Source organism: Mucilaginibacter sp. KACC 22773 (assembly GCF_028736215.1).
Taxonomy (GTDB): domain Bacteria; phylum Bacteroidota; class Bacteroidia; order Sphingobacteriales; family Sphingobacteriaceae; genus Mucilaginibacter.
Window position 1 is genome coordinate 4,580,807 of sequence record NZ_CP117883.1, and the last position, 16,785, is coordinate 4,597,591.

General features: G+C 39.8%; 16 protein-coding genes. 10 read left to right on the forward strand and 6 right to left on the reverse strand.

What is annotated here, in order from left to right; all coding sequences use genetic code 11:
- Nucleotides 1-92 precede the first annotated feature (92 nt).
- The 7 genes from PQ469_RS18615 (at nucleotide 93) to lysA (ending at nucleotide 8,352) form a co-directional block, all read left to right on the forward strand.
- A complete protein-coding gene (locus PQ469_RS18615; protein ID WP_274209034.1) occupies nucleotides 93-515 on the forward strand; it encodes a secondary thiamine-phosphate synthase enzyme YjbQ in 423 nt (140 codons plus the stop codon).
- Nucleotides 516-703: 188 nt separating this feature from the next.
- A complete protein-coding gene (locus PQ469_RS18620) occupies nucleotides 704-1,405 on the forward strand; it encodes an NUDIX hydrolase (RefSeq protein WP_090644847.1) in 702 nt (233 codons plus the stop codon).
- A 127-nt stretch (nucleotides 1,406-1,532) separates the two neighbouring features.
- Nucleotides 1,533-1,709: a hypothetical protein gene (locus PQ469_RS18625; protein WP_274209035.1), complete on the forward strand. Its 177-nt coding sequence runs from the start codon at nucleotides 1,533-1,535 to the stop codon at nucleotides 1,707-1,709.
- 144 nt (nucleotides 1,710-1,853) lie between these two features.
- Nucleotides 1,854-3,779 (forward strand): tetratricopeptide repeat-containing sensor histidine kinase, encoded by a 1,926-nt coding sequence (locus PQ469_RS18630; RefSeq protein ID WP_274209036.1) that lies wholly within the window; start codon nucleotides 1,854-1,856, stop codon nucleotides 3,777-3,779.
- Nucleotides 3,780-4,093: 314 nt separating this feature from the next.
- Nucleotides 4,094-4,885, forward strand: coding sequence for a DUF3575 domain-containing protein (locus tag PQ469_RS18635; protein ID WP_274209037.1), 792 nt, complete (start codon nucleotides 4,094-4,096; stop codon nucleotides 4,883-4,885).
- A gap of 857 nt (nucleotides 4,886-5,742) precedes the next feature.
- Nucleotides 5,743-7,053, forward strand: coding sequence for an aspartate kinase (locus PQ469_RS18640; RefSeq protein ID WP_274209038.1), 1,311 nt, complete (start codon nucleotides 5,743-5,745; stop codon nucleotides 7,051-7,053).
- 99 nt (nucleotides 7,054-7,152) lie between these two features.
- On the forward strand, nucleotides 7,153-8,352 hold the full coding sequence (lysA, locus tag PQ469_RS18645) for a diaminopimelate decarboxylase (RefSeq protein WP_274209039.1): 1,200 nt from the start codon (nucleotides 7,153-7,155) through the stop codon (nucleotides 8,350-8,352).
- 79 nt (nucleotides 8,353-8,431) lie between these two features.
- Here the strand turns inward: lysA and PQ469_RS18650 are convergent, their stop codons facing one another.
- The 4 genes from PQ469_RS18650 to PQ469_RS18665 all read right to left on the reverse strand — a co-directional run bounded on the left by PQ469_RS18650 (nucleotide 8,432) and on the right by PQ469_RS18665 (nucleotide 11,715).
- On the reverse strand, nucleotides 8,432-9,196 hold the full coding sequence (locus PQ469_RS18650; protein WP_090644830.1) for a hypothetical protein: 765 nt from the start codon (nucleotides 9,194-9,196) through the stop codon (nucleotides 8,432-8,434).
- 100 nt (nucleotides 9,197-9,296) lie between these two features.
- Nucleotides 9,297-9,950 (reverse strand): HAD family hydrolase, encoded by a 654-nt coding sequence (locus PQ469_RS18655; protein ID WP_274209040.1) that lies wholly within the window; start codon nucleotides 9,948-9,950, stop codon nucleotides 9,297-9,299.
- A gap of 253 nt (nucleotides 9,951-10,203) precedes the next feature.
- Complete coding sequence (locus PQ469_RS18660; protein WP_274209041.1) at nucleotides 10,204-11,091, reverse strand: hypothetical protein; 888 nt, start codon at nucleotides 11,089-11,091, stop codon at nucleotides 10,204-10,206.
- 195 nt (nucleotides 11,092-11,286) lie between these two features.
- On the reverse strand, nucleotides 11,287-11,715 hold the full coding sequence (locus PQ469_RS18665; protein ID WP_090644818.1) for a hypothetical protein: 429 nt from the start codon (nucleotides 11,713-11,715) through the stop codon (nucleotides 11,287-11,289).
- A 390-nt stretch (nucleotides 11,716-12,105) separates the two neighbouring features.
- Between PQ469_RS18665 and PQ469_RS18670 the strand changes: the two genes are divergently transcribed.
- Nucleotides 12,106-12,300, forward strand: coding sequence for a cold-shock protein (locus PQ469_RS18670; RefSeq protein WP_090644815.1), 195 nt, complete (start codon nucleotides 12,106-12,108; stop codon nucleotides 12,298-12,300).
- A gap of 269 nt (nucleotides 12,301-12,569) precedes the next feature.
- A complete protein-coding gene (locus PQ469_RS18675) occupies nucleotides 12,570-12,968 on the forward strand; it encodes a YtxH domain-containing protein (RefSeq protein WP_274209042.1) in 399 nt (132 codons plus the stop codon).
- 82 nt (nucleotides 12,969-13,050) lie between these two features.
- Here the strand turns inward: PQ469_RS18675 and PQ469_RS18680 are convergent, their stop codons facing one another.
- Together PQ469_RS18680 and PQ469_RS18685 are read right to left on the reverse strand one after the other, a co-directional pair.
- Nucleotides 13,051-14,931, reverse strand: a complete 1,881-nt coding sequence (locus PQ469_RS18680) for a M1 family metallopeptidase (protein WP_274209043.1) — start codon at nucleotides 14,929-14,931, stop codon at nucleotides 13,051-13,053.
- A gap of 274 nt (nucleotides 14,932-15,205) precedes the next feature.
- Complete coding sequence (locus PQ469_RS18685) at nucleotides 15,206-15,712, reverse strand: DUF892 family protein (RefSeq protein WP_274209044.1); 507 nt, start codon at nucleotides 15,710-15,712, stop codon at nucleotides 15,206-15,208.
- A gap of 94 nt (nucleotides 15,713-15,806) precedes the next feature.
- Here PQ469_RS18685 and PQ469_RS18690 point away from each other — a divergent pair, with 94 nt between their 5' ends.
- The gene (locus PQ469_RS18690) at nucleotides 15,807-16,754 is read left to right on the forward strand and encodes a Smr/MutS family protein (protein ID WP_274209045.1); all 948 of its coding nucleotides are present in this window, start codon (nucleotides 15,807-15,809) and stop codon (nucleotides 16,752-16,754) included.
- The last annotated feature ends 31 nt before the right edge of the window (nucleotides 16,755-16,785 follow it).

Below are 16,785 nucleotides of genomic sequence, written 5' to 3' on the forward strand. Positions count from 1 at the left end.
TTTGTTTTGGCAAAACAATATTATAGCTATTCAGAATAATACATTCTTAACTTAATACTCCCTAAATTTGTTACCTAACTACAGTTTTAAAAATGCAAATCCATCAGCAAGCTATCCGACTACGCGAACGCAAACGAGGTTTTCACTTAATTACCGCCGAGGTACTACAGGCGCTTCCTCAAATAGCCAGTATGAGGGTAGGTATGTTACAGGTTTTTATTCAACATACTTCGGCCTCGCTCACCATTAATGAAAATGCCGATCCAACTGTGCGCATGGATTTTGAGATGTATTTTAACAAAGCCGTGCCCGAAAACGATCCCGACTACCGGCACGATGATGAAGGGCCAGACGATATGCCCGCCCATTTAAAAGCCGCCATGCTGGGTAGTTCAGTAACAGTACCAATCCGCAACGGCAGGCCGGCGTTTGGAACCTGGCAAGGTATTTATTTATGCGAACACCGTAATTATGGCGGCAGCCGCGATTTGGTAATTACAGCCTGGGGAGAATAGAGGCCTCACCTGCTCCCTCGTCAAGGTACTGCTAAAAAAATTCTTTGCGAATTTTTCTTTATTTTTTGTCAAATTACCGTCTTAAACACACTAATTAAACCTTATCCGCAAGCAAGGGCTTAACCAAGGCTTCACATATCCCAAATGTTATTATATATTTGTTTTTGTTATAAACCTTTACAATAAAAATGCAGAAGTATTCGAAACAAACCAGGTTATTATTAGCTGTAGATTGTATAATTTTTGGCTTTGACGGGGAGGTTTTAAAAATATTGCTGATCAAAAGAGGATTTCAGCCCGAAAAGGGCAACTGGAGCTTAATGGGTGGTTTTGTGCAGAACGATGAAAGCCTTGACCAGGCGGCCAACCGTATCCTTAAACAGCTTACAGGTCTTGAAGGCGTGTACCTTGAACAATTATACACCTTCGGCGATCCAAACCGCGACCCACTGGAGCGCACCGTTTCGGTAGCTTATTTTGCTTTGATTGACATTCATAAATATGAAACCCAGATAAGCGCCGATTATCACGCCGAATGGTTCCAGCTAAAACGGGTGCCAAAACTGATATTCGATCAGCAGGAAATGGTTGAACAGGCGCGCAAACGTATCCGTTACAAAGCAGCTATGCATCCCATCCTGTTTGAGCTGCTGCCTACAAAATTCACTATACCACAATTACAGATCCTGTACGAGAGTGTTTTTAATACTACTATTGATAAGCGTAATTTTAGTAAAAGAGTACTGGCTACAGGCCTGCTTATTAAATTGGCCGATAAAGATAAAGCCGGCTCCAAACGAGGCGCTTACTACTATCAGCTTAACATGCAAAATTACTATGCCAAATTCCAGGCGTTCATGAATTTTATCCCGAACCCGGATAGCTTGTAAAGGTAAGTTTGTTTGATGTTTTTTATCGCTGAATATCGCAACAACGTTTAAAACTTTATGGTTAATTATGCCGGGCAATTCCTGGCAAGGCAACTGATTATATAATCCAGCTACGGCATTTAAGCAAATGCGCTATGAAAAACAGGCAAATTGCTTCGGCATCAGCTATTTCAACAAATCATTTGAAAACACAGTTGCCGCCTATGCCAATTATTACCGGTATAAAAAAGCGGCCCATGTATTATTAGTTAAATTTGATGATAAAAAATATTTAAAGTACCTAAAGCAAAAAATCAAAAAATAGGGGAAATTATCAATAAATAGCCAATAACTGCAAAAAAAGACAATATTGGCAAGGTATTTTATATATCGGGATATTGTTTAGTACTAAAAATTTTACATATATTCATCCTGTCGATTTATTTCCCTGCACAGCTTGATTTATAAAATGAAGAAGCACTTAAGCCTTTTATTGTTGCTGATATTTGCGGGTAAAGCCGGCTCTTGCCAATTAAAAGATATTGACAAGATCCAAAAACAACTTCCTTTAATAACCGATAGTATAAAATACGTTGACGCCCTTAACCGTTTGGGGATGTTGATGTATGAAAAAAACATTGATAACTCATTTTACTACGCAAAGCTTGCCAGGGCTATTTCTACAAGGTTAAAATACAAGCAAGGTGAGGCCGACGCCCTTAACGTAATAGGAATAGTTTATGACCTGCGAGGCAATCTTCAACTATCCCTTAGGTATTATAACGATGCCTATAACCATTACCTGGTATTACACGACTCGGCCAATATCGTTCAGACCCTAATGAACATTGCACTTGTTTTTAACGAACGTAAAGAAGACAAAAAAGCCATAGAAGCTTTAAAGCAGGCATTAGCCCGGGGAGCAGGCCTTAAAAAAGATTCGATCATCTCTTTGCTGTACTGTAATTATTTGTTGTTGTACCCCGATTCGGTTAGTGAAAATCTAGCCAGGATATACCTTGACCGGGCGCGCCGCATTGCTACTAAGTATAAAGATGAACGGGTATTGTTGGTAACCGACCAGGTACAGGCAAATATTTACCTCAAAAATGGCAAACGCGAGCAAGGCATAATGCAATTGCAAAAGGCCGCCGCCGAGGGCATAGCATTAGATGTAAACTATGTAACCCTTGATATACTAAAAAGCCTCGGCGACCTTTTTATCCTTACGGATAGTACAAAAGCTATCTACTACTATAAACAGGGGCTGGCAATATCGGAGTTAAAGGGTTATCATTTTTACGGCAAAGTTTTTGGCAAAAGCCTGTACAATATCTACAAGCAAGACAACCTGCGCGAGGCGCAACGTTATAGTAGCAAACTGCTGGAACTGTATGAAGCCGAAGAAGTATTTAACAATACGTCGGGACTTGATTATATTGACTACGCCATAAAAGATCAGCAAATTGAGGCGCTAACAACAAGGGCCGAAAACCGCTATACCCTGATGTTGGTTTTTGGGTTTTTGCTTTTGCTTACCGGGCTTTCAGTAGGCATATTTTACCGCCTATACAGACTTAAACGCCGGCATAACGAAACTCTGGAAGAGTTGAACCGCACAGTGCAACTGCGCAACCAGAAACTGGAAGTTGATCATGAATTTAACAACCGCCTGGTATCTATCCTCGCGCATGATTTCAGGCAGCCCCTTGGCTCACTAAAAACCCTGGCTACTGTTTTAAAGGATGCAGATGCGTTTACCCACGAAGAATTGATGATGCTGGTAGAAACCATGGAACGTTCGTCAGACATAGCGCTGGAGATTTTTGAAAATATTTTACAATGGATAAAGCAACAACTATCCGGCTTTAGCTATAGCCCCGTTGCACTACCACTAAGGGAACTTATAGACGAGGCTTTACAGCCATTTGCTATTATAGCCCGGGAAAATAAGATTACATTAATAAACAATGTAGATAGCAACATTCATATTGATGCTGATAAAGAACTTGTACAATTTATCCATCGCAATTTTATACATAATGCAATCAAATTTTCGCCAGAGAATTCTTGTATCACCATTACCGGTTTTGGCGCCCCCGATGAGGTAACGGTTTGTGTACAGGACGAGGGCAAAGGCATTTCTCCAGAAAAACTACCGGGGATATTCAATTTCAAGATAGACCTGAAATACAGCAGTGAAAAAGAAAAAGGCGCAGGTGTAGCCCTCATGATATGCAGCGATTTTATCGACAAAATGAATGGCCGCATCTGGGTTGAAAATAATAAAGGCAAAGGCGCTTCATTTTGCTATGCACTGCCAGTTATTCAAAAATCATCAAAAAGAACCATTTCAAATACACCTGTTGCCGCCAATGCACTTCCGGATTTATAAACCTTTTTATTACTCCCGAAAAGTTTTATCCAACATCATCAATCTTAAACACCACAGCTATTTTGCTGGGCTTTTGTTCCGGACCGTTTATCACCAAACGTATATCTCGGCAGTTTCAGTAAATACCTTGGCTATTTATGTGGCTGATTAAGCTTAAGAAAAAAAATAATAAATTAACCGATCAATGTCGACTATCAATATAATAACTTAAAAATAAGATAATTACACTTTAACATGAATATTGTGTAAGCTAAAACACTTTTGTAATTTCACCAGGTAAACCAACCAAATCCAAACTATTAACCACAAACAGTATGCAAAAAAACTTACCATCATTTTTAAAAACAACTACTGTATTTTTAAGCATTTTACTATGCTTCTGTATCGGCAACGTATCGGCTCAAAACAGCGATTATAAAAAAAACAATATCCAGGTTAACTTATCGTCGTTAGTATTGCATAATTACAGTTTTAACTATGAACGTTCGGTTGCCCGTAAGATCACTATATCAGCAGGATATAAATTTATGCCAGATACCCGCATTGGCGATGTATCTTTAATAAAATCCATAGGTGATAAAATATCAGATGACGGCGACAATATTGATTACAAAAATACCCGCACCTCAAATCAAACGTTTACCGCCGAAGCACGTTTTTATACCGGCAAACACGATGGACCCCGTGGGTTTTATGTTTCATTATATGGCAGATATAACAGTATGAAAGTTAATTATCCATATGTTTATACAGTTGGCAACGGCAATAATGTAAATGTGCCTTTAACTACTACATTAAATGGAATAGGCGGTGGTGCCATGATTGGCGCCAAATGGCTTATAGCCCAAAAGATATCATTAGATGTGTATATACTGGGTTTACACTACGGCAATATGAGTGGCGATGTAATTGGTAATACAGACCTAAGTGCCTTATCGGCCAATGATAAACAGCAGCTTAAAGACGATATTGACAGCAAGTTTGTTTTATTAAACCATAATTATATTAAAAGTTCTACCGTTACCAATAGCGGCGTTACCGCGCATGCCAGCGGCCCTTTTGCCGGCATCAGGGGCCTGGGTATTAACTTAGGGTTTTCATTTTAATTATATTTGTACCTTGTTACAGGCATTTTTTTAAGCAAAACACCATAAAAATTTATGGGTGATCCTAAAACCTTTTATGATAACATCCGCCCCTATCTTTTTTTGACATTTTTTTACTTGGTTTTTCTTTGTAAAATATTCACTTGATATCCTACCGGATAAATATCGGTTATCAGTCTGGTAACATTGCTGGTGTAGAGTAGATGGTTAAAGCCAATGAATACGGTTATTGCGCAAGGCACCAGTCAAATTGTTCCTGTTTAGCAACACCAAACGGAACAATTGGTGTTAAAGAGTTAAACCGTTTAATAAAAACCAATGCGCCGGGCAATCTATACCGGGTGCGGTGAAAGGTTAAAACAGAATAATTACTATATTAGCTGAAACGAAGTTGCGGTAAAAAATGCAACTTCGTTACTACCTATCATAAGCATACAAAATTTGTTTGTAATATGCGCATAGTAGATATAAACACGAATACACCAAAGAAAAAACGCAAATTACACCTGTGCCCAAAGTGCAAAAGTAACGGCGGCCAAAGAAAGCAACGCCCATTGTTAGTTAAGTGGCTTTTGTTTTGGCTGCCCATAAGGATTTACCATTGCAAAATTTGCAGCAAAAAATTTATGACATTCGGCAGTTGGTAATAAATCTTGATAAACAACAGCAAGGTGGTTAATAAACTAACCGTTCATCATTGTGATTGAAATGCATAAGCAAATTTCGCCAATTTTATAAAAAAGGGCGTTTCTGAAAACCAGCTAAATTTTATTAGCTATAAGCATTTTAAAACCCTATTTTTAGCGCCGCAAATAAGGGCACCTTCCTGCCCGTTATTTTAGGTTAACAAAATAGCAATGAAAGTTTTAAAATTTGGCGGCACATCTGTGGGCAGTCCGGCCCGCATGAAAGCACTGCTTGACATTATTGACCCTACAGAAAGACAAATTGTTGTGCTTTCGGCAGTATCAGGTACAACAAACAACCTGGTTGAAATTGGACAGGCTTATCTTACAGGCGATAAAAAGAAAGCCATAATCCTGATAAGTGCGCTAAAGGATAAATACGAATTATTTATAAATGAACTTTTTACCAACGCCGAATATTTAAAGCAAGGCAAGGAAGTAATTGACTATCACTTTGCATTACTTAATAACCTGGCCAATAATAATTTTACTACTGTAGAAGAGAAAATAGTTTTGGCCCAGGGCGAGCTGCTATCGACCACATTGTATCATGTTTACTTAAAAGAGATAGGTGTGCCATCGGCATTGCTGCCTGCTTTGAGTTTTATGAAGATAGATGAGGATAACGAACCTATTGTTGATTATATCACCGAAAAAATAACCCCGTTACTGGATAAACAACCAGAGGTTAACCTATTTATAACACAAGGGTTTATTTGCCGGAATGCTTTTGGCGAAATTGATAACCTGCGCCGCGGCGGCAGCGATTACACAGCATCGTTGATAGGTGCCGGCATCCGCAGCGAAGAAGTGCAGATTTGGACAGATATTGATGGAATGCACAATAACGATCCACGGATTGTAAAAGGCACGCAGCCTATAGCCCAGCTATCATTTGATGAAGCAGCCGAGTTGGCGTATTTTGGCGCTAAAATACTGCACCCGCAAAGCGTGTTCCCGGCACAAAAGTATAAGATACCTGTACGCCTGTTAAACACTATGGACCCGCAGGCAAAAGGAACATTGATAACCAACACGAGCGAAAAGGACAAAATCAAATCTATTGCTGCTAAAGATGGCATTACGGCCATCAAAATTCAAAGCAGCCGGATGTTGCTGGCACATGGTTTTTTGCGGAAGGTATTTGAAGTTTTCGAACGATATAAAACATCAATAGATATGATAACCACATCAGAGGTGGCAGTATCTTTAACTATTGACGACACCACTTACCTTGGCGAGATTACCAGCGAGCTTAACATTTTTGGCTCGGTAGAGCTGGATGTAAACCACACCATCATTTGTGTAGTTGGCGATTTTGGTGCCGAAAAACATGGCTATGCGGCAAGAGTGCTGGAAGCCGTAAAACATATCCCATTAAGAATGATATCATACGGCGGCAGCGACCACAACTTATCATTACTGGTTAAAACAGATGATAAAGTGGAAACGCTCAGAAGCTTGCATAACAGGCTGTTTTAATTGGGGAATTGGAAATTTCGATTGCGGATTTATTTTCGATTCCTAATTTGCCACCGCTAAGTTTTTTGACTTTTGAATTTTGACTTTTGAATTAAAAAAATGTTTACAACCAATACCATAAATACCTTCAATCAATTAGATACCCCGTTTTATTACTATGACATGGGCGTATTGCGCCAAACTTTGAAAGCCTGCCGGGATGCCTCGGCAAAACATGGCTTTCACGTGCACTATGCCATGAAGGCAAACTTTAACCCGAAGGTGCTGGATATGATTCAATCTTTTGGTTTTGGTGCCGATTGTGTGAGCGGCAACGAGGTTAGGGCAGCTATTGAACATGGTTTTGACAAAGGCAAAGTAGTTTTTGCAGGGGTCGGAAAATCAGACCGTGAAATAAACTATGCGCTTGATGCTGATATTTTTTGTTTCAATGTCGAGTCGGTTCAGGAACTGGAAGTAATTAATGAATTGGCGGCTTCCAAAGGTAAAAGGGCCAATGTAGCCATCCGCATTAACCCTAACGTTGATGCGCATACACACCATTTTATTACTACCGGGTTAGATGAAAATAAATTTGGCATTAATATATGGCAGCTGCCCGATGTGGCTACAGCCCTGCGCAAATGCGCCAGCCTGCAATTTTTAGGCATTCACTTCCATATAGGCTCACAAATTACCGATCTGGAGGTTTATAAAAGCCTTTGCACACGCATTAACGAAATGCAGGATTGGTTTGAAGATCATGGTTTCCCGGTTAAAGTACTAAACACCGGCGGTGGCTTAGGTGTTGATTATTACAGCCCCGACACCAACATTGCCGATTTTGAAAACTATTTCCAGGTATTTAAAAACTTCCTGAACGTAAAACCGGGGCAGGAAGTACACTTTGAGCTTGGCCGTGCTTTGGTAGCCCAAAGCGCATCGCTGATATCGAGGGTACTGTATGTAAAAAATGGCAAAAAGAAAAACTTCCTGGTATTGGATGCCGGCATGACTGAACTGATACGCCCCATGCTTTACCAGGCTTATCACCAGATAGAAAATATAAGTAAGAATCAAGAGTCAAGAATCAAGAATCAAGATAACCCCACTCACAACTCACAACTCACAACTCACAACTTGAAATATGACGTAGTAGGCCCCATCTGCGAAAGCACAGATTGTTTTCAGAAGGATGTTGACCTGCCGGAATCATTTCGTGGCGACCTGATTGCCGTACGCACTGCCGGCGCATACGGCGAGGTGATGGCCTCTGGTTATAACCTGCGCGACAGGGTTGGCAGTATTTATTCAGAATAGGTTCTTTTAAGTCGAAAGTTCTAAGCCGAAAGTCTTAAGTCCGAAGTCTGATTTTGACTTAGAACTTAAGACTTTCGACTTAAAACTTTAAGCCAACCCTGAACTGTACGTAGGTGCCGCCTTCAATCACGGCAAAATATTGCTTTAATTGTATAAAATACGAGAAGGCAACATAGGTGGGCGTTTTATAAGTTACGTAATCGTTTTTATTGTTGTTGTAAATATTATCGTTACCAAATGTTTCGCCAACAAATATCCTGAAACCCATCTGGGTATTGGGCTTGCGGCCGTGAAAAACAATTTCGCTGGTTAAGCCGCCGGTAAACAGTTCGGTGCGGGTATCGGTGTAAAAGTTAGGATCGCCGGTTACATCTTTCCTGAACCTGGCATAATCGCCAAACTCATGGCTATAAGCCGCTTCAAAACCAATAATCCTGATATCGGTACGCCCATCATTATTGATATAAAAGTTGCCTGATAAACGGCCACCTACCGCGCCGAAGAATTTATCTTTAAAATAATGGGCGTCGCCCTCCTGTAAATCATAATTGGAGTAATTGCCCAATGATGTAAATGCACCATACGCCAGGTTAAAGTTTTTAAACGTGTGGGCTTCACTTATGTTTAACTGGCCGCTGGTAAGCTGATCGCTAAGGTTATTGCCAAAATCAAGCACCAGTCCGGCCGATACATAAGTAGCCGATTTAACACTATCCATCGACATCGGCTTTGGCATGTAGGCTATATCACTTTTGTGCAGGGCCGGGCCATACACATGCTCGCTGCATGAACTTAACAAACCCAAAAGTAATGCTGCTGCCGGTAAGTAGAATTTTATTTTCATAAAGGTATATTGGTTAAGAATTTAGGGACTAAAAATCTTTACCAATAATACGCTAAAAACCTAAGTTATGTAACAAGCCGCGTTAATAAATAACTTTTGCCTAAAATGCCAGGGCTTCTATAAACGCGTCATTAAAATCTTCCGAAAAATGGAGCACATTATCCAGGTGTTCAAACTCTTGGGCAATATGTGTAGTAGTAAGCACAACGGCTTTCATACCGGCATTTGCTGCGGCTTCAACACCTTTAGGTACATCTTCAAATACGATGCAGTTGGTTGGCTCAGCATTTAAAAGCTGTGCCGCCTTTAAAAAAGTTTCGGGATGCGGTTTACTCAAAACCACATCATCGGCGCTAACTATAGCCTTAAAATAGTGCCTTATGTTCAGGTTATCCAGCACAAAGTCGATATTAAACGGTATGGCGGCCGAACCTATGGCCATCGGGATACCTTTTTGATAAGCAGCCTCTAAAAACTCTCTTAAACCGGGCAGAAGTGCCAGATGGGGCAAAAATTCCTGCTGGTATTTTTGCTCTTTTTTGTAAGAAAGATCGTTCATCTCGTCAACCGTAAAGCGGTTGGTACCAAACATCCGTACAAGCACTTCGGGATTTTTACCGTACATCTCTTTTTTTACTTCTTCCCACGTAAAATTGCCGCCTAACTGATCGTTCAAAAGCGTTTGCCAGGCTTTGGTATGATAGGGCATGTCATTTATCATGGTGCCATTAAGGTCGAATATAAAGGCCTTCATAGTATATTTTGAATTTTGGGCGCAAAATACACTTTATAAAAACTAAAAATAGCTTCCTTACGTACAATGATATATACACTAGTACAATTTTATTTAACGAAATAGTTAATACAACATTTAAGGTGTAGCTAAAATAATAAGGATTGTGTTGCGGTTGTTTTTGCGTGATTATTGATTTTAGCAAGCCCATTGGCCCAAAAGGCTGAAGGGCTTTTTTTATTTATGGCAGTTTGGCTATCCTGTAGCAGTACCGTTAAAGTTTAATGGTGGCGCCAATGTCAAAATAAAATATACCCGGTTTGTTTATCATACTGCCGGTAATGTTTGCAGGCAATTTATTTTGCGAAATGGCGTACGACGGCGAAGCATGAAGAATAAATACGCCCGTTTTATAGGCCATTGGTACCGAAAACTCGTAGTCAAGCAGGTTAAACTTACTTAACATGGCTTCTTGCTTAGCCAGCGCTTTTGAGGTATTGGATGCAAGTTTGTATTTTTTTTGTGTAAGATAGGCATCGTAAAAATTTTGCGTGCCTCCGTTCATCTCGGCCAATGGCGAAATAACCAGGAAATCGTTACCATTAACAATACCGGTAGTGATGAAATCGTGCGATAAGCCTGCATTTACAAAAACATCGTTTTTAAATCCTTTGCTCACAAAATTATAACCGGTCCCTATGGTTGGAGTTACAATGCCCACAATGTTATAATCAAGGCTTGCATTGATGGTGCTATTTATTGACGAACCTATTTGAGTACTGTTTTTATTATAAAATAATTTTGAAAATGATGTTTCGGCGCTCAGGTCATCAGTGATATCAAAGTCATAGCCCGCTGTAAGGTTTCCTTCGTCAAGCTTATCCACAATGCGGTTTGGTATATAAGTAATACTGCCCGAAAGATATAGCCCATTGCTAAAGGAGTATTTGATATCAGTTATCAACATGGGAGTTTTTATGGTATCAGCCCGGCCCATAACTACATTATTGCTCAGGTAACTTAGGCCAAATTTGAATGAGCCTTCCTTTTCACTTTTCTTTGTTTCATCAACCTTATCGGCCGGTTTACCTTGAGCAAAAATCCCATTCGCACAAAACAACAAAAAGGTAGTTACCAAAAGGGATACACATGCAATTTTCATTCTTTTTTACGCATTGATAAAATGACAGCCATTTGGCTTTGTCATTATTTAAATGGGATTACAAGCTATTAACAGGCTCCCTCCGGCAGGATAGGTAAAATTATTTAAAGTTTGCTATTAACGCGTAAGTTTCAAATAATGATATAAAAAAAGCTGCCTCCTTAAAAGCAGCCTTTTTTTAACACAATCATTAGGTTACCGTACATGAGTGGCATGGTGTTTTGCCACATCGTGTTTGGTTTGCCTGATTTCTTTTTTTATGTCTTTTACTTCTTCCTTGGCAGTTAAGCGCACTTCTTTGGCAACTCTAACGTTTTTCCTTGCGGCTTTTACATCCTCTTTTGCTGTTGCTAAGTTGGCTTTGGCTGCCGCTATGGTCACTTTATCTGCCTTTTGAGCAATGGCCGCATCCAGCGTTGCCTGGGCGGCTGCCAGTTCAGACTCGGCGGCTGCTAAGTTTGATTTTGAGGTTACAACTTCTGTTTTAGCTGATGCTACTTCGGTTTTAGCAGCAACAATGTTCACTTTTTCCTCTGCTTTTGCAGGTACCGAAGGGCTTGACGTTTGAGCGAAAGCCACGGCTGAAAATAACGTACTGAGCGTTAACAGGATTATACTTTTCATGACTTTTTTTGGTTCCGATTGGTTATGGTTGTTTACGTTTTTGCAACTATTTGGTTACACGCATATGACGTAACGATTATCAAAAGGTTTAAGTGTAACTGGCCACAAATATAATATTTTTGATGGCTATTTTTTTAAACAATTACTTGTTGAATATACCACTCTATGTTGGCCTCCTGCCATGCCGGCGTAATTTCAATTTGAATATTTGAGAATTTTAAAGTTAAAAAATTAGTTTCGAAGCTTTAAAAGCAACTGACTATTAGTTATTTAATTTCTATCAATGTGTTTTAATTTCCAAAACCGGCGTTTTTATCCTCAAATCTTCAAATTCTCAAATGTCCAAATCGAAGAATTTTCCCTACCTTGCCGCCTTTAATAAATAAAATAATGCAAAAAGAAGGAACAGTAAAATTTTTTAATGAAACAAAAGGTTTTGGATTTATTACACCTACAAGCGGTGGCCAGGACATTTTTGTTCATTCAACAGGCCTGATCGATGAGATCCGCGAAAACGACAAAGTTGAATTTGAAGTTGAAAACGGCAGAAAAGGTTTAAATGCGGTAAATGTAAAAGTTATCTAAGTATAATATAACCATTAAGCATACCAGGCATCCGCTTTTAGTGGATGCCTTTCTTTTTTTAGTCATTTCTCTGCGCTGTCATTTATCATTAGGCTGCGCCGTCATTGGTCATTGGTATTTCAAAATCCGAAGTCCAAAGATACCAAAGTCCAAAAAATCTTAACTCTTGATTCTTGGCTCTTAATTCTTCTCCCCCCCCCTCAAAACTGGCATTGTTGTTGTTCTAACTTATTTAAGTTAAATCATATCTACAAAAACAAAAATTAACCATGAAAGATCAAGCAAAAATTATAGCCGCACTATTAGTAGGTGCAGCAGCAGGGGCTGCGTTAGGTTTATTACTGGCTCCCGAAAAAGGTAACGAGCTTAGGGATGATATTGCCGACTACATAAACGACCTGGTTGATACTGCTAAAAATAAAGCGCAAACAACAGCCAGCGGCATAAAACAATATAGCAGCGATGCCATAGAAAAGGCCAAATCAAAATTTAACGGTACCGTTAGCGACCTTTATGATTATAAAGATGATGCTTTGGAAACAGCAAAATCAACTGCTAAAGCTGCCGCAGAAAAAGCACAACACGTAGCGGAAGATGTGGTTGAAGATGCTAAAGCAAAAGTTAAAACTACAGCCAACAATTGGAATAATACTATACAAAATGCATAATTTTTAGTACTATATATCAAACAAAAAACCCGGATCAATAATGCATCCGGGTTTTTTGTTTGATATATTTTTTTCTTATTGTTTATTTAAAAGCAAACGTATTATTTCCTTCGGTTGCATCCATAAATATACCGCCGTCAAGGGTCACGGCTTTAATTACTTTGGGAGTTTTAATGCTGACCGAAATTTGTTTTTGATTTTTTTCCCAAACAGCAGGCGATTGGTGCCTGGTTTCGGTTGTTCCGTCGGCATAAGTTATCTTCACATCAAACGGGATAACAAAACCGCCTACATTTTTAATATCGGCAACATAACCATCTTTAGCTTTGCCAACCTTTTGCAGGTTTAGGTCGATGTAGTAATTGCTAAAAAACCAGTTATTAAAAAACCAATTAAGGTTACTGCCAGATATATTGCTCATAGAGTTAAAGTAATCCCATGGGATAGGGTGTTTACCGTGCCAGCGGTCCATGTAGCCATGCAGCGCTTTTTTAAATAAATCGTCGCCAAGCATATCTTTCAAAGCAAAATAGCTTAACGACGGTTTACCATATGAGTTGTTACCATAACCCGCCCTTAATTCGCTTGACATAGTGATAATCGGCTGATCTTCGGCGGTTGATGCGTCATGAATCCATCCGTTTATCCTGAAACTCTTGTAAAGCGCGTCGGCCTTTTCGGCACCTACCTCGTCGGTACCTATTAAACGTTCAAAAGTTGTGGCCCAGCCTTCGTCCATAAAAGCGTAACGACTTTCGTTAATGCCCATATAGAATGGGAAATAGGTATGGGCTATTTCATGATCCTGAACAAAAGCGGCAAACTGGATATCGTCTGTATGACTGTCATTAACCATCATAGGGTACTCCATGTCAGCAAAACCCTGAAAAGCAGTCATTTTAGGGAAAGGATAAGGTACCCCCGGCCAGTTATGTGACAACCAGCTTAACGAATGGCGCCCAGCCTGCACCGCATGATGAAAATCTTCTGATTTATCTAAAAACGCAGCCTGCATACTTGCCCTGCGGTGTGTAGCATCATCAACTATGGCGCTTGCGGCATCCCATACATAATGATCGCTGATGCCAACAGCCATATCGCTGATATCATTTGCTTTCCAGATCCAACTATTCTGGTCTTTTTGCACTGTAATATCCTTTTTGGCAAGGTCGGCAGCAGTAGCCACATGTATTGTCGAATCGCTGGTCATTGATGCTGCCAGGCGTTTGGCATATTCAGGCTGTAAAACCTGGTTGGGGTTTTGCAATGTGCCTGTTGCCCAAACTATATAGTTTTTCGGAACATTTACCGTGAGGGTGTAATCGTTAAAATCGTTATAAAACTCCTGCGCATCTAAAAAAGGCAACCTGTCCCAACCATTGTAATCGTCATAAACGGCTACACGCGGGTAAAAATAAGCCAGGTAGTAGGAGGTGGAATCAATCATACCCTCGCGGCCGCTTTCCAGCGAGATCTGGAAATGCCAATCGATATCCAGTTTTAATGAATCATGCGGCATTAAAGGTTTTGTTAAAGTTACCGCCATATTGGTTGAGGCCGCTTTACTATTAACTTTTTTAGCCTCGCCATTAATCAAAAACTTATCAAACTGAATGCCGCTGGTCAGGTAGTCATCTCCTGCATCTCCAAACCGGGCAACACCGGGTTTATGAATGTTCAGGATTAGCTTCATATTAAGCCTTTTCAATGTATCCGGGCTATTATTTACGTAATTTATCGTTTCCGACCCTTTAACGTTCCTATCCGGCGGCAAGGCAGTAATAGTGATGTTGTAAGTTCCGTGATTTTGCCAGTATTTTTTACCAGGCTTTCCGTCGGCTTGTCGCGTTTCTTTTGTAAAAGCTTTTTGAATATCGCGCGGCATGTATAAGGTTTGGGCCTTCACTTGCGTGAGCGCGAAACACGACAATGCGTAAAACGCTATTAGTTTGGTGTGTTTCATAAATGTAAATAAATTCAGTGTGTCAACTTTTGTAAAGATGCTGTTAACACCAAATAGTTACAAAATAAATGAAATTTAATACACCTACTTAATCGTCAGTTTTTCGTAACAAAATTGTAACATCTTTTTAATTGAGATTAAATAGTTTGCTATTGCGGGAAATATTTTTTTTATTTGTACAAGTTATTTTAATAGGGGTATTAAATAACTAATATTTAAGCCATCCGAACTTGTTCGGGTGGCTTTATTGTTTCAAAGAGGCATCAAATCTGTCTTATTCCTCGGTAAGATACTCTTTCGAGATTATCACAAACAGGCGGTCGTTGTCTATCGATTCGTCAAAACATTCTGTTAGCAATTGGTTAACCTTATCGTATTTCAATAATTTGGCAACCATCATCAGCATGCGGCAGGATGTAATATTAACGTGCTCAAGTAATTGCAGGTACATAATGATGTCCATATCGCTCAAAATAGTTATTTGCTGTTTTTCATCCAGGCAAAACTGATCTTTGACGATTGATTTTATGGGGTTACAATTTTTATCTGATGGCGTTTCGCCCATATAGGCATAAACTTCGTCCATACGGGCAATCTGTTTTCTAATGTCGCCCCAAAACTCGTGGATGGCCAGTTGTAAATTACTAAAAGAAGCCCGCGCGATGATGTGTTCCAGGTTATTATTTAGATAACACTTGCCAAAATAAATGCGGTTAAGGCTATGTAAAAATACCTGTTTTAACGAATAAGGGTTCAGATGGTTCGGGGTGTTATTGCTCATGTTTTTTTCAATTAAGATGTTGTGATGATTGCATTAACTTGCCGGCAGCATAGCCAAAAAGTAATACTAACTTTGCCCGCTGATAAGCATAACTATGAAATATAAATTAGGCGATTTTGTTCGGTTTGTTGACGAAAAAATGGAAGGTTTTGTAACCCGCATTATTGACGATCAAATGATAGGAGTTACCGGCGACGACGAATTTGAAATACCTGTGCTGGCCAGCAAGGTAACCACCGTACATGGCTATGAACCCGCCGGAACAAAAAAGGCAGCCATTGCTGATGAAAAGCCAGCTGATTTGGGCACATTTGAAAAGAAAGGCATTTATGTTGGCGTTGTTGCCGACGCCAAAGCACCTTCGGTAGTTCATTTCCATTTGGTTAATACCACATCGTTTCAGCTATTGGCCGCTTTTAGCACCGAAAAGCAACAAATATTTAAAGGAGAGTTTGCCGGGGTAATACCGCCATCATCCACAGAAAAAATTTACTCGGCACAATTGGCCGATTTGCAATTGTGGCCATTGTTTACCTTCCATATTATTTATAACACCAAACAGAATATCGAGCCACCTTTACCGCTGGCTGTAAAAGAAAAATTTAAGGCAAAAGATTTTTCATCAACCAAAAAGCAGGTGCCGCTATTAAACCAGGCCGGGTGGCTTATAAGGCTTGATGAGCCGGATTTGGTAATAGACGCCCAAAAACTAAAAGAAAGCTTTTTTAAACCCGCAGAGGAAAAGGTTGTATTTGAAAAGCCGGTGAGCGAGGTTGACCTGCATATAGAGAAACTGCGCGACGATCACCAGTTTTTACAAGCCGGCGAAATGATTCAGATCCAGCTTGCCCATTTTCATAAAGCGCTGGATGCAGCTATAGTTCACCAACTGCCCGATATTACTTTTATTCATGGAGCCGGCAATGGTATTTTACGGCACGAACTACATAAGCTATTGGGCAAACACCCCAAAGTACAAACTTTTATGGATGCCCGTAAAGAAAAATTTGGCTATGGTGCCACAAAGGTGATCCTGAAATAAGACATGGTAATAAAACCTGCGGTAGTATAAA